General features: G+C 72.0%; 12 protein-coding genes and 1 pseudogene. 6 read left to right on the top strand and 7 right to left on the bottom strand.

The window, feature by feature from the left end; translation table 11 throughout:
- Nucleotides 1-4 precede the first annotated feature (4 nt).
- The 3 genes from Manayef4_RS11055 (at nt 5) to Manayef4_RS11065 (ending at nt 4,153) form a co-directional block, all read left to right on the top strand.
- Nucleotides 5-1,348 (top strand): ABC transporter ATP-binding protein, encoded by a 1,344-nt coding sequence (locus Manayef4_RS11055; protein ID WP_070131522.1) that lies wholly within the window; start codon nt 5-7, stop codon nt 1,346-1,348.
- Nucleotides 1,345-2,076 (top strand): HAD-IA family hydrolase, encoded by a 732-nt coding sequence (locus Manayef4_RS11060; RefSeq protein WP_254665584.1) that lies wholly within the window; start codon nt 1,345-1,347, stop codon nt 2,074-2,076. The genes Manayef4_RS11055 and Manayef4_RS11060 overlap by 4 nt, the downstream gene beginning before the upstream one ends.
- A 322-nt stretch (nt 2,077-2,398) precedes the next feature.
- Nucleotides 2,399-4,153: an AAA family ATPase gene (locus tag Manayef4_RS11065; protein WP_070131523.1), complete on the top strand. Its 1,755-nt coding sequence runs from the start codon at nt 2,399-2,401 to the stop codon at nt 4,151-4,153.
- A gap of 61 nt (nt 4,154-4,214) precedes the next feature.
- On the opposite strand, the gene Manayef4_RS11070 is transcribed toward Manayef4_RS11065, so the two are convergent.
- The 3 genes from Manayef4_RS11070 to Manayef4_RS11080 form a co-directional block, all read right to left on the bottom strand.
- On the bottom strand, nt 4,215-4,850 hold the full coding sequence (locus Manayef4_RS11070; RefSeq protein WP_035733062.1) for a response regulator transcription factor: 636 nt from the start codon (nt 4,848-4,850) through the stop codon (nt 4,215-4,217).
- A gap of 229 nt (nt 4,851-5,079) precedes the next feature.
- The gene (locus Manayef4_RS11075) at nt 5,080-5,946 is read right to left on the bottom strand and encodes an SAM-dependent methyltransferase (RefSeq protein WP_070131524.1); all 867 of its coding nucleotides are present in this window, start codon (nt 5,944-5,946) and stop codon (nt 5,080-5,082) included.
- Nucleotides 5,947-6,024: 78 nt separating this feature from the next.
- Nucleotides 6,025-8,682: a DEAD/DEAH box helicase gene (locus Manayef4_RS11080; RefSeq protein ID WP_083282399.1), complete on the bottom strand. Its 2,658-nt coding sequence runs from the start codon at nt 8,680-8,682 to the stop codon at nt 6,025-6,027.
- Between the two features lie 544 nt (nt 8,683-9,226).
- Between Manayef4_RS11080 and Manayef4_RS11085 the strand changes: the two genes are divergently transcribed.
- Nucleotides 9,227-10,135 carry an acyl-CoA desaturase gene (locus Manayef4_RS11085; RefSeq protein WP_139140065.1) on the top strand — a complete coding sequence of 303 codons (909 nt, stop codon included), beginning with the start codon at nt 9,227-9,229 and terminating at the stop codon, nt 10,133-10,135.
- Between the two features lie 190 nt (nt 10,136-10,325).
- Here the strand turns inward: Manayef4_RS11085 and Manayef4_RS11090 are convergent, their stop codons facing one another.
- The gene (locus tag Manayef4_RS11090; RefSeq protein WP_070131525.1) at nt 10,326-10,673 is read right to left on the bottom strand and encodes a hypothetical protein; all 348 of its coding nucleotides are present in this window, start codon (nt 10,671-10,673) and stop codon (nt 10,326-10,328) included.
- A gap of 237 nt (nt 10,674-10,910) precedes the next feature.
- Here Manayef4_RS11090 and Manayef4_RS11095 point away from each other — a divergent pair, with 237 nt between their 5' ends.
- Entirely contained in the window at nt 10,911-11,309 is a 399-nt protein-coding gene (locus tag Manayef4_RS11095; protein ID WP_070131526.1) for a hypothetical protein, read from the top strand.
- Between the two features lie 91 nt (nt 11,310-11,400).
- Nucleotides 11,401-11,892: pseudogene (locus Manayef4_RS11100) on the top strand (recombinase family protein); the annotation flags it as partial.
- A 39-nt stretch (nt 11,893-11,931) separates the two neighbouring features.
- On the opposite strand, the gene Manayef4_RS11105 reads toward Manayef4_RS11100, so the two are convergent.
- The 3 genes from Manayef4_RS11105 to Manayef4_RS11115 form a co-directional block, all read right to left on the bottom strand.
- Nucleotides 11,932-12,183: a hypothetical protein gene (locus Manayef4_RS11105; protein WP_023841324.1), complete on the bottom strand. Its 252-nt coding sequence runs from the start codon at nt 12,181-12,183 to the stop codon at nt 11,932-11,934.
- A 302-nt stretch (nt 12,184-12,485) separates the two neighbouring features.
- Nucleotides 12,486-12,965 (bottom strand): DUF397 domain-containing protein, encoded by a 480-nt coding sequence (locus Manayef4_RS26645; RefSeq protein WP_083282400.1) that lies wholly within the window; start codon nt 12,963-12,965, stop codon nt 12,486-12,488.
- Nucleotides 12,966-12,977: 12 nt separating this feature from the next.
- Complete coding sequence (locus tag Manayef4_RS11115; protein WP_011436681.1) at nt 12,978-13,373, bottom strand: DUF5753 domain-containing protein; 396 nt, start codon at nt 13,371-13,373, stop codon at nt 12,978-12,980.
- Nucleotides 13,374-13,466: the final 93 nt, after the last annotated feature.

Here is a 13,466-nt window from a genome sequence, read left to right on the forward strand (position 1 = left end):
CCGGATGACCGACACCACCGTGACCAGCCGGCCGATCCTCGGCGAGGCCCCACCGCCGGAGCTCCCCGCCCCCAGCGGGGGGGTGCACTTCCGTGGGATCATGCGCCGGTACGGCGGCACCGGGCGGCCCGCGCTCGACGTCGCCRACCTGCATCTGCCGCACCGGTCCTTCACGGTGATCGTCGGGCCGTCGGGATGCGGGAAGTCGACCGCGCTGCGGGTCATCACCGGGCTGGAGACCCCCGACGAAGGCCGGTTGACGATCAACGGGGTGGACGTCACGGCGACGCCACCGGGCGCGCGCGGGGTCTCGATGGTCTTCCAGGACTTCGCGCTCTACCCACATCTCACCGTCGAGCAGAACATCGCCTTCAGCCTGCGGCTCGAGGCGAAGCACAACCGCGGCCGCCTCGGACTTCTGCGCCGGGGGGCGGGCGGGGCGGGCCCGAGCCGTGGCGAGATCTCCCGCCGGGTCACCGAGGCCTGCGTCCTGCTGGGGCTCGCCGACCTGCGACACCGCCGACCTGGGCAGCTCTCCGGTGGTGAGCGCCAGCGTGTCGGCCTCGCCCGCGCGATCGTGCGCCGCCCGAGTGTGCTCCTGCTCGACGAGCCCCTCTCCGCGCTCGACGCCCAGCTACGCCAGCAGGCCCGGGCCGAACTCGTGCGCCTGCACCGCGAGCTGGGCAACACCGTCGTTCTCGTCACCCACGATCAGCTCGAGGCGCTGTCCATGGGCACCCATCTGGTGGTCATGAACGGCGGACGGGTGGCGCAGGCCGRCACGCCCGAGCAGGTCTACCGCCGGCCGGCCGATGTCTTCGTCGCCGCGTTCGTCGGCAGTCCGGCGATGAACCTGCACCTGGTCGAGGTGACGAACGGCGGTGGGGCGCTCGCGGCACCGGGGCTGTCCGCGCGCCTGGCCGGACCGCTGACGCTGCCCCGGGCCTGGCTCGGCTGGCGGCCGGGGGACGGCGTCATCGAGGCCGGGCCCGATCGGGCCGCGGCAGCGGGCGGCCTGGCCGGTGCGGGCCTGGCCGGTGCCGGCCTGGTCATGGAGGGGCTGGTCGACGTGGTCGAGTTCACCGGGGACGTGGTCGTCGTCCACTGCGTGAGCGGGGCCGCCGCGGCGGGGGAGACCGGCGAGTGGGACGCCGGCCCGGACGAGGTCGGCCCGGCCCGGTGGGCGGTGACCGTCCCGGCCCAGGCCGGCGTCCCGGACGTCGGCACCCCGCTACGGGTCCGGGTCCCCGCGCGCCGACTGCACCTGTTCGACCCGGTCAGTGGGCAGCGCGTCGACGAGATCGATGACGACGCCGACGACCTCGCCGTCGCCGACGAGCCGACATGACCGAACCGCTGCCCGCGGGACGTCCCGCCCCCGTGGGGGAGACCGCGCCCGTGGGGGAGGCCGCGCCCCGGGCCGCCGGCGTGGTGCCGTGGGCGATCTGGTGCGATTTCGGCGGAGTGCTGACGTCGTCGATCGCTGTGGCGTTCCGCGACCTGGTCGCCGCCGTGGGCGTACCCGCCCACGAGCTGCGCCGGGCGTTCGACCAGGTGGCGGCGACGTGGGGCCTGCGCACGTTGGGCCCCCTCGAACGGGGCGTGGTCAGCCAGCACGACTGGGGGATCCTCGTCACGGACGCCCTCGGGCCAGCCCACCCGCCGCGCATTGACCTGTCCCGGTTCGGGGACCATTGGTATGCCGGTCGTACCCTGGAGTCGGTGATGGTCGACGGGCTGCTGCGCGCCCGCGCCGCCGGCCTGCGGGTGGGACTGCTGACCAACAGCGTGGCCGAGTGGGAGCCGCTGCGCCGCGCGCTGCTGCCCGACTGGTCGGTCTTCGAGTCAATCATCAACTCCCATGAGATCGGGATCGGCAAGCCCGACCCGGCCATCTACGACCTCGCCGAACGCACGTTCGGCCAGCCCGGCCCGGGCTGCGTCCTCATCGACGACGCCGCCGCGAACTGTGAGGCAGCGCGCCGGCGCGGCTGGACGGCGATCCATCACCGCAGCRTCGCGGACACGCTGGCCGAGCTGGCCGCGGTGACCGGGGTTCCCGAGCTGGYCGGCTAGACCGGGCCGGTACCGGGCGGGGGTGCGGTGACCGGGGTTTCCGAGCTGGCCGGCTAGACCGGGCCGGTGACCCGCTGGCGGGTGCGGCCCGGGTCGGGTCGGACGTCCACCACGAATGGTCCGAAGGGCCCCCGGGTAGGCAACCTCTGGCGGTCGCGAGGATGCTCGCCGGCGGCGACGATGATGTTCGGAGCCATCGGACGTCGGCGTTCATCTGTCCACACCGCCGKCGTCACCCGTCCGACCGTCCGACGCGGTGCGACGAGCGTCGACCGCCGTGTCCCGACCCGCCAGACCTGCCACGCGACCCCCTGGAGGGGCCATGACMATCCAGTACGTGCGGGATGCGACGCCCTCCACCGGGGCGGACGACCATCACGCGGCCGGAGGGATGTTGTCCCCGACGAACCCGCCGTCCCCCGCCTCAACCCCGGCCCAGCCCCGGCTGCGCGCCCTGTACCTGTCCGAGCTGGAGACGTTCGAGACCTACGAGACGCACAGCGCCACGCTGCACCTGGCCGCCGATCGCGTGTACAAGCGCAAGAAGCCGGTGAACCTGGGCTTCCTCGACTTCACCGACCGCCGCACCCGGGAGTCGGTCTGCCGGTCGGAGGTCGCGCTCAACCGCCGGCTGGCCCCCGACGTCTACCTGGGTGTCGCCGATCTCCTCGACGACACCGGTGAGGTGATCGACCACCTGGTCGTGATGCGGCGGATGCCGGCGAGCCGGCGGCTGTCCACCCTCGTGCGCCGGCGCAGCCGGGTCGGCCCGGCACTGCGCACGGTCGCCCGGGCGCTGGCGGTGTTCCACCAGCGGTGCGAGACCTCACCGGAGATCGCGGTGGCGGGGCAGCGGGCGACCCTGGAGGGGCTGTGGCGGGAGGGCCTGGAAGGCATCTCCCCCTACCGCGGCACCCTACTGGACGCGGCGGTGGTCGACGAGATCGGCGAACTGGCGCTGCGCTACCTGGCCGGCYGGGAGACCCTGCTCGGCGATCGGGTGCGCGCCGGGTGGATCCGCGACGGGCACGGCGACCTGCTCGCCGACGACATCTACTGCCTCGGCGACGGACCCCGTATCCTCGACTGCATCGAGTTCGACMCGCGGCTGCGCTTCGGTGACGTCCTCGGCGACGTCGCGTTCCTGGCGATGGATCTGGAACGCCTCGGCGCGCCGGAGGAGGCCGCCGAGTTCCTCGACGCCTACCGGGAGTTCAGCGGCGAGGTGCACCCGCGGTCGTTGCAGCATCTCTACGTCGCCTACCGGGCGTTCGTCCGGGCGAAGGTGACCTGTATCCGGGGCGGGCAGGGTGATCCCGACGCGGCCGAGGAGGCCCGCCGGCTGCTGGCCGTCGCCCACCGTCATCTGCGGGCTGGCCGGGTCCAGCTCGTCGTGGTCGGCGGGCTGCCCGRGACGGGCAAGACGACCCTGGCCGGCCGGCTGGCCGGGGTCGGTGACGGCTGGGTGCTGCTGCGCTCCGACGTGATCCGCCAGGAGCTGACCGGGATGCCCCTGCGTGAGGGCGGGCCGGCCGCGGACACCACCGCCGGCGGGTATGCCAGTGCCCTGCGCAACGCCAGCGGCACCGCCACGAGAACCGGGGCCCGCCGCGACGCCGGTACCGGCGCGGCCGCGACCTCCGACCCCGCGACCTCCGACCCCGCGGACGGCGACCCCGCGACCTCCGACCCGCGGTTCGGCACCGGGCGCTACGCCCCCGAGATCACCGACGCGACGTACGCCGAGATGCTGCGCCGCGCCGAGGCGGCTCTCGCCCGCGGGGAACGGGTGGTGCTGGACGCATCCTGGTCGAGCGCGCGTCACCGCCGGGCCRCCGCCGAGCTCGCCGCAAGCGTCTGCGCCGACCTGGTGGAGCTGCACTGCGTGACGGCACCGGAGGTGGCGGCCGCCCGGATCGGGCGCCGCGCCGCCGCGGGCACCGACCCGTCGGAGGCGACGATGGCCATCCACCGGGCGATGGCGGCCCGTGCCGACCCCTGGCCGTCGGCGACGGTGGTACGCACCGCCGTCCCGGTCGCCGAGGCCCTGCAGACGGTCCTCGCCCACCTCGACTGACGTCGCTCGGCGGGTCCGGCGCGACCATCCCCGCGCGGTGCCGTCGCGTCTCCGGGCGCCGTCACTTCTCGATGCGGGTGGCGTACACGGCGGCCTGGGTGCGGCTGGACAGCTCCAGCTTCTCCAGGATGGCCGAGACGTAGTTCTTCACCGTCTTCTCGGACAGGTGGATCCGCCCGGCGATCTGCCGGTTGGTCAGCCCCTCCGCGATGAGGACGAGGATCTGGCGTTCCCGCTCGCCGAGGGTGGCAAGCTTGCGGTCCTCGGCCGGGCCCTCCCGCAACCGGGTGAGGACCCGCTGGGTGACGGCCGGGTCGAGCAGGGAACGGCCCGCGGCGATTGTCCGGATGGCGCCGACCAGGTCCGTGCCCCTGATCTGCTTGAGCAGGTAGCCGGCGGCCCCGGCCATGATGGCGGCGAACAGGGCGTCATCGTCGTCGTAGGAGGTGAGGATCAGGCAGCCGATCTCGGGGTGCGCCGAGCGCAGATCCCGGCAGACGTCGATACCGTTGCCGTCCTCGAGGCGGGCGTCGAGCACGGCCACGTCCGGCCTCGTCGCCGGGATCCGGCGCAGTGCCTCCGCCGCGGTGGACGCCTCTCCGACAACCTCGATGTCACCGTTCTCGGAGAGCATCTCGCGGATGCCACGCCGGACGATCTCATGATCGTCCAGGAGGAAGACCCGTACGGTGCTCACGGTGCCGACGATACTCACGGTGCCGACGATACCGTCCATGGTCGTCGCCCGGACCGGTTCGGCATGGTGCCGGGAGGGTGCGCGGGTGCGGGCGGGCCCGTTGCGGGCCCGTTCGAGCCGTCCGGCGCACCCGGGTGAACCCGCCCGCGTGAGCGCACCGCCCCCGGCCCGGGGCCCGCAGCGGCTGGCGGCCGCACAACCGGTGAGAGCCGGCGGTTACCCGAGATGGCTACCCGAGGCGGGCGACGCCGCCGTAGACACTGACCTCGGCATCGGTCGGCCCCTCGCCCTCGGCGGCGGGCTCCTCCGGCCGCCACCGATGGACCATCTCCACCCCGGGATCGATGAGCTCCAGGTCGGCGAAGAACCGTTCCACTTCGGCCCGGGTGCGCTGCTGCCCGGGGATGCCCCGGGAGCGGTACGTGATGAAGAGCTGCTCCATGCCGGGGTTGACGTCGGCGGTGGCGTGGGTGAGCGCCAGATAACTGCCCGACGGCAGGGCCGCCAGCAGCCGGCCGAGGATGCCGTAGGGGTCATCCGCGTCGGGGATGAAATGGAAGWTCGCGATCATGGACAGGGCGACCGGCTGAGTCAGGTCGAGGGTGTCGCGCAGTTCCGGGGCGGCCAGAATGCGCTCCGGGTCGCGCAGATCCGCGTCGAGGTAGGCGGTGCGGCCCTCGGGAGTGCTGGCGAGCAGGGCCCGGGCGTGGGCGAGCACGATCGGGTCGTTGTCGGTGTAGACGATCCGGGCGTCGGGGGCGATGCCCTGGGCGATCTCGTGCAGGTTCGGGGACGTGGGGATGCCGGTGCCGATGTCGAGGAACTGGCGGATCCCGACCTCGGTGGCCAGGAACCGGGTCGCCCGGCGCAGGAACGCCCGGTTCTCCACCGCGGCGATGCTGGCGCCCGGGAAGGCGGCCCGTGCCTGCTCGGCCGCCTCCCGATCAACGGGGAAGTTGTCCTTGCCACCCAGGAAGTAGTCGTACATCCGGGCCGCGTGCGGCTGGTCGGTCCTGAGGTCGACCGGGCTGCGTTCCTCCGCAAGGCTCTTCCACCACTGCCCGACCTCTGGGTCGTGTCGGTCCGCGCTCGTCACCGCAATCAGCCCCTTGGTAATTGGACGATCCTTACCAAATACCCTAGTGGGGGCGGATTTCGTGTTCCTTTACGGGCGTCAGAATCGGTCGACGGCGGTGACCCGGACCACCGCGACCCCCGCCTCGTCCGAGGCGGTCAGGTCGATCTCCGCGCTGAAGCCCCAGTCATGGTCCCCGGCCGGGTCGTCGAAGATCTGTCGCGCCGTCCACGTCCCCGGCGTCCCCGGCTTCTCGTCGAGGATGAGCAGACCCGGCCCCCGCGCGTCCGGACCGGTGCCGATCTCGCCATGCTCGGCGAAGTACGGCTCCAACGCCGCCCGCCACCCGTCGGCGTCGAACCCGCCGTCATACCCGCCGTCGAGCTCGCCGAGCGTGTCGTAGCGGCGCAGCGCGGCAAGCTCGACCCGGCGGAACAGCGCGTTGCGCACCAACACCCGAAATGCCCGGATGTTGCCCGTGACCGCCGGTGGCCGCTCGTCGACGCCACCACCGCTCGCCGTGGTGCCCGCCGTGGCGCCCGCGCCGTCCCCGGCCGGGTTGCTCAGCCGCTCCCACTCGTCGAGGAGGCTGGAGTCGGTCTGGCGGACCAGTTCCCCCAGCCACTCGGTCAGGTCGACGACCTCCTCGGTGCGGGCGTCCTCGGGCACCGTCTGGCGCAGCGCCTTGTAGGCGTCGGCCAGGTAGCGCAGCAGCAGCCCCTCGGAGCGGGCCAGCCCGTAGAACGCCACGTACTCGGCGAACGTCATCGCCCGCTCGTAGAGCTCCCGCGCCACCGACTTCGGCGCCAGCTCGTAGTCGTCGACCCAGGGATGCCCCCGCCGGTACAGGCCGAACGCCGCGCCCAGCAGCTCCGCCAGCGGCTGGGGATAGCTGACCTCCTCCAGCAGCTCCATCCGCCGGTCGTAGTCGACGCCCTCGGCCTTCATCGCCGCGACCGCCTCCCCCTTCGCCTTCGACAGCTGGGCGTGCAGCACCTGCCGGGGATTGTCCAGGGTCGCCTCCAGCACCGAAAGCACATCCAGCGCATAGGAGGGGGAGGCCGGGTCGAGCAGCTCCAGCGCGGCCAGCGCGAACGGGGACAGCGGCTGATTGAGCGCGAAGTCGAGCTGCAGGTCCACCGTCACCCGCACGCCGCGGCCAAGCTCGTCGGGGGTGTCGAGGCGCTCCACCACCCCGGCCGCCAGCAGCGCCCGGTAGATCGCGATCGCCCGGTGGATCAGCCGGCGCTGAGTGGCGCGATCCGAATGGTTGTCGGTGAGCAGGTGGCGCATCGACGCGAACGCGTCCCCCGGCCGGTTGATCACGTTGAGCAGCATCGCGTGGTTCACGGTGAACTGGGAGGTCAACGGCTCGGGTTYGGCCGCGATGAGCCGTTCGAACGTCGCCAGGCCGTACCCGACGCTGCCCTCGGGGGGCTTCTTGCGGACCACCTTGCGCCGCTTCTTCGGATCGTCCCCGGCCTTCGCCAACGCGCGTTCGTTTTCGATCACATGCTCGGGGGCCTGCACGACGACGTTGCCGACCGGGTCGTAGCCGGCCCGCCCGGCCCGCCCGGCGATCTGATGGAACTCCCGTGCCGACAGCAGCCGCACCCTGCTCCCGTCGTACTTCGACAGGGAGGTGAACACCACCGTGCGGATCGGCACATTGATCCCCACCCCCAGGGTGTCCGTGCCGCAGATGACTTTCAGTAGCCCCGCCTGGGCGAGCTGCTCCACCAGCCGGCGGTACTTCGGCAGCATTCCGGCGTGATRCACCCCGATGCCGTGGCGGACCAGCCGGGACAGCACCTTGCCGAACCCGGCGGTGAACCGGAAGTTCCCGATCGTCCTCGCGATCGCGTCCTTCTCCGCCCGGGTCGACACGTTCACGCTCATCAGCGCCTGCGCCCGTTCCAACGCCTGCGCCTGGGTGAAGTGCACGACGTAGACGGGAGCCTGGTGGGTCTCCAGCAGCTCACCGATCGTCTCGTGCATCGGCGTGGTGACGAACCGGTAGAACAGCGGCACCGGACGCTGCGCGGAGCGCACCACCGTGGTCTCGCGCCCGGTGCGCCGCGTCAGGTCCGCCTCGAACAGCGACACGTCACCGAGCGTCGCCGACATCAGGATGAACTGGGTGTGCGGCAGTTCCAGCAGCGGCACCTGCCAGGCCCAGCCGCGGTCGGGGTCGGCGTAGTAGTGGAACTCGTCCATGACGACCTGACCGACGTCGGCGGCGACCCCGTCGCGCAGCGCGATGTTCGCCAGTACCTCCGCCGTGCAGCAGATGATCGGCGCCGTGTCGTTCACGCTGGCGTCCCCGGTCATCATCCCGACCTGCGCCGCGCCGAACATCGCGCACAACGCGAAGAACTTCTCCGACACCAGCGCCTTGATCGGCGCGGTGTAGAAGGTACGCCGCCGCGCCGCCAGCGCCGCGAAGTGCGCCCCCGCCGCGACCAGGCTCTTGCCCGACCCGGTCGGCGTCGCCAGGATCACGTTCGACCCCGAGACGATCTCGATCAGCGCCTCGGACTGCGCCGGGTACAGCTCCAGCCCCTGCTCTGCGACCCACCTGGTGAACGCGTCATAGAGTGCGTCGGGATCGGGCCCGCCGCCGGGCCCGTCGTCGGGGCCGGTCAGGTCCGGGTTCTTCGAGTCGGGGTCCTTCGGGTGGGGGTCCTTCGGGTGGGCGGCCCGTTCGCCGTCATGGCCGGTGYCGGAAGTCGGGGGAAGGTGGTCGGTGAGTGTCATGGTCGTTCGATCGTGCCTGACGAACGCCGCCCACGGCTCTCGGGTGGGCGGCCCGTGACGCTCTGCTACCCGGGACGGACGGTGTTCGTGAAGTCCGCTTTCCGCGCCTCGATGCGGGGGTACACCCAACCCGGTTCTGGCGGGTAGCACCAACGCCCCGATCCGGAAAACCGACCACAGGTAGCACTGACAATCCCCCAGACACGGAGGGAAACACGTGTCCCGTGAATCCGAACTGCAGTCGGCCATCGCCGCCTCTGCCGCTGTATCCGGCAGCACCGATTCCGTTATCATAAAATCTACCGTCACCACGTCCGGTACGGCTACCACGTCCGGTACGGCCAAATCCATCCCCACGACCACCCTCGGATCGGGCACCCTCGGATCGGGCACCCTCGGTTCTGCCGCGGCGCGCGTCGCAGCATCCCGGCCCGGTGACTACGACGGGTGTCCGCCGGGCCGGTCCCGCCCCGACCCGACCCTGCCGTCGGGGCCGCCGCTCCCGGCCAGGGCCACCGGGCCGAGGCGGTCGACCCGTCCCGACGTGGCGGACCAGTCGAAGACCCTCGGCGAGCAGGTTCTGCTCGCGTTCTTCATCGTCGTGCCCCTGCTTGCCCTGCTCGCCGCGGTCCCGCTGGCCTGGGGGTGGGGGCTGGGCTGGCACGACCTGGTCATCGGTGCCGTCATGTACCTGATCACCGGATTCGGTGTCACCGTGGGCTACCACCGGCTGTTCACGCATGGTTCCTTCCGGACCGGTCGGCCGCTGCGGATAATCCTCGCCGTCGCCGGGAGCCTCGCCATCGAAATGGGGGTGACCGACTGGGTCGCGGCCCACCGGCGGCATCACAAATACTCCGACCAGGCAGCTGATCCGCATTCACCGTGGCGTTTCGGTCATCATGGCAGGGGCCTGGCGAAAGGGTTCCTGCACGCCCATGTCGGATGGCTTTTCCACCCGGAACGGACCGCGCCGGAGACGTTCTGCCCGGATCTGCTCGCCGATCGGGACATCGCGGCGATCTCGGCCCGCTTCCCCTGGCTCGTCGCCGCCTCGGTGCTGCTGCCGCCGCTGGTCGGCGGCCTGTGGAGCATGTCCTGGGCCGGGGCCGCGACCGCGTTGTTCTGGGGAGCGCTGGTCCGTATCGCGCTGCTGCACCACGTCACCTTCTCCATCAACTCGATCTGCCACACGATCGGCACCCGACCGTTCGCGGCCCGGGACCGCTCCAGCAACGTGTGGTGGCTGGCCATACCCTCGCTGGGGGAGTCGTGGCACAACCTGCACCACGCCGACCCCACCAGCGCCCGCCACGGCGTCCTGCCCGGCCAGATCGATCCCAGCGCCGCACTCATCCGCCTGTTCGAGAAGCTCGGCTGGGCGCACGACGTGCGGTGGCCCACCGCCAAACGGATCRCCGCCCGCCGAGTGGACGCCGGCGCGGGGCGTTGAGAAACGACGTCGAACGTCATAGCTTGGCCGGAAAAAACCGGCATGGGCTTTAAGCGTGCCATCTCGGTCGAATCTTCACTGCCGGGCCCCTTTACCCCAACGGAAGCGTCCCTGGACGGGGGAGAGCGGTCTGCGACGGCGTCCGGGTGCTGCGGGACCGCAGCCGGGGAACACAAGGGGGAGGGCTCGGTCAGYCGGCCATCCGTACCGTGCCGGCGCCACCTCGGGCCCCGCCTCCGGCGCCACCGCGGGCGCCCGCGGGGCCGGCCGAACCGCCTTGCCGGTCGGAGACCCGCAGGATGCGGCCGGGCGGCTGTTCGTCTCCGCTGAGCCAGTATCCGCGGTCGCGGCGTAACCCGGCCCGTTCCGGGGAAAGACAGGCCCCCTTCACCCGATGCGCGTCGAAGCCGGTGGTGGTGCCGGCGAAGGTCTCGTGGCAGGACGGGCAGTGCGCCGCGGTCAGCGCCGTCCAGCGCACGTCGCAGCCGCCGCAGCTGAGCAGGATGGGGCGTTCGTACTCGCTGTCCCGTCCTGCCATGAAACCGCCTCTTCCCGCGAAGGTTCCGATCTCCCGTCGTCGGATTCTTGCCGCTCAACGTTTCCAACGTGGGCATTTCGGCTTTCTAGCTCTTCGGGCGCGTCGCGTCACCGGGCTGCCACTGGCCGCCGGGGGTGCCGTGGACCCTGGCACCGCGACCGTGAKTACTGGCCCGACAGCCGTGAGCACCGTCCCGGAGGGGCGCGAACTGTCGGACCCGCCGGTGAGAATCGACCAGTGACGTCGGCATCCCCGTCCTACCCGGAGTCGGGCCTGCTCGCCCGGCTGCGGGCCGACGGGTTCGTCCGCCGGGATCTGCTCGCCCTGGTCCCGCTGGGCGGAGCCGGCCTCGGGGTGGCCTACCGGCCCCGGGCCGCGTCCGCGCCCACGGTGAGCGGTGGCACCGGTCGGGAGGACACGGACGGTCGGGAGGGTGCGGACAGCCCGGAGGGTCTGAAGGGTAGGGACGGCCCGCGTGGGGCGGGCGGTGCGGTGGCGCCGGGCGTGGTGCGGCTCGCGGTTCCCCTGGCCGGGGCCGGCCAGGCCGCGCGGGTGCTCGCCGGGATCGAGGCGTTGCTGGCACCCTGCTGGGTCTGGTGGTCGGCGCGGTCCGCGACGCGCGTGCCGCTCGCCTAGACGGGGTCGAGGCCGAGCGGCTGTTCACGGACAAGGCGTCCGGGAAGGATGCCGATCGGCCGAAGCTCGACGAGATGCTCGCGTTTGTCCGCTGTTCACGGACAAGGCGTCCGGGAAGGATGCCGATCGGCCGAAGCTCGACGAGATGCTCGCGTTTGTCCGCGAGGGCGACACCGTGCTCGTGCACTCGATGGACCGCCTCGCCCGCAACCTTGACGATCTGCGCCGCATCGTGCGGACCCTCACGGCCAAGGGCGTGCGGGTCGAGTTCGTCAAGGAGGGCCTGACCTTCATCGGCGAGGACTCGCCGATGGCGACCCTGCTGCTGTCCGTCATGGGCGCGTTCGCCGAGTTCGAGCGCGCACTGATCCTCGAACGCCGGCGCGAGGGCATCGCCGCCGCGAAGCAGCGCGGCGCCTACACCGGCCGCAAGCCCGCCCTGACCCCGGGCCAGGCCCGGGATCTGGTCGCGCGCGCCGCCGCCGGCGAGCAGAAGTCCGATCTGGCCCGCGAGTTCGGCGTCAGCCGCGAGACGGTGTACAGCTACCTGCGCGCCACCGAGACGGCAGCTGCCGCGGGCTGAGTCGACACGGCCTGCCAGACCCGTCCGACGGCTCAGYGCTCACGGGACGGACTCGGTGAGGAACGCCGCGATGGTGTCGAGACCGGGGCGGTAGCCGTCGCTGGTGTCGACGGGGAGCCGCGGGAGGTCCAGGCTGATGTCGACGAAGCCATCCAGAGAGTGGCGGCCGGCGGCGATGTCGTCGAGGAGGTCGCGGTCGCCGTGGGCAGTGCGGTGGGGATCGAGCCCGGCGCGGGTGGTGATCCGCTGGTGGGCGACGGCGGCGTCGACGGTGCAGCGGATGATTCGCACGTCGGCGTGGGCGGTGAGCGGTTCCAGATGGGGGTCCAGAGCCGGTCCTGGAACGCGGCCTCTGCCACGACGGTGACGCCCGCTTACGCCAGGCCTCCCCGGACTGCCAGTGCGTATCACTGCGCACAGCTCTGCACAGTGCAGCAACGCACATCGTGAGGGCAGTATCCGAGTTCGGACCGAATGTGACAAGCCCCAACGGGTTTCGGCGCCGCGCGGCGGGGCGAAAGGACGCGAGAACGCGTCAGGGGCCGCAGCCCTCTGAATGGCTGCGGCCCCTGACGGCTGGGACGTCGGTGACGCTACCGGCTGGGGCGCCCTGGCTCCTCCGCCAGGCCGCCGGGCAGGTCGTCGAACTCGCCGGCCGTCACGCCGGCGACGAAGGCCTCCCACTCGACCTCGGTGAAGTAGAGGACCGGGCCATCCAAACCGGCGGTACCGCGCATCGTGATCGCCGGCCGTCCCGGCTCGAAGACCTTGTCGTCCCTGTGGAAGTCCGCTGGGACCTGCTCGGCCGGAATGTGCCCGGTGATGACGCCGCCGTCCCGGATCTGCGCGCCGGGCTGCCGCCTGGTCTGGTCGACGAAGGCCGCCCAGACGGCCGGGGTGAACCACAAATCAGGGCCTGACGGGAATTTGGAGTCGCRGACGCCTATCCGGCGGGCCGCGCCAGCCCCGGCCGCGGCCACCTGAACACAGTTGGCGGTCGGCTCGCTGCGGCTGGACTTGCGCCAGGCGGTGACGAGGGAGGCGAAGGCGGGGGTGCTCACGRCACTGTTCATGGTGGTCGCTTCCTAACGGTCAGGCAGCTTCGTCGCGGCCTGGCTGATGAACTCGACGCTGTCGCCGGGGGACAGCGCCACCTCGGCCAGCAGGTCGTACCGCTCGGCGTACCGTGCGACCTGCGCGGAATCCGTCACGATGACGTCGGTGGTGATGGACTCGATCGCCGCCACCACCGGGTCGCCCGGATCGGGATAGGTGTAGAGCGACAGCGCTCCCGGCAACGTCTGGTAGTCGCGGACCACCGCCTCGATCGGCAGCACCCGCACCGTGACGTTCTCCTCGTCGGCCCGAGCCGCCAGATGCGCGAGCTGCTCGCGCATCACCGGCGGCGGCGCGGACGGTCGCCGGACCGCGGCCTCGTCGATCAGCAGCTCGTAGCTCGGAGCGCCAGGTCGCCGCAGCATCCGCTGCCGACCCGCCCGACGATCCCGACGCGGCGGCGAACGTCGCCGTCCCGGAGGCGGCCCGGGGCAGGTTCGCCCGTAACGCCGTCATCC

It is taken from the genome of Frankia sp. CgMI4 (assembly GCF_001756285.1).
Lineage (GTDB): Bacteria > Actinomycetota > Actinomycetes > Frankiales > Frankiaceae > Frankia > Frankia casuarinae.

Excerpts from the sequence above, each read along its gene's own strand:
- Manayef4_RS11115 (WP_011436681.1), bottom strand. The coding sequence starts at position 13,373 with ATGCTGCGGCGACCTGGCGCTCCGAGCTACGAGCTGCTGATCGACGAG.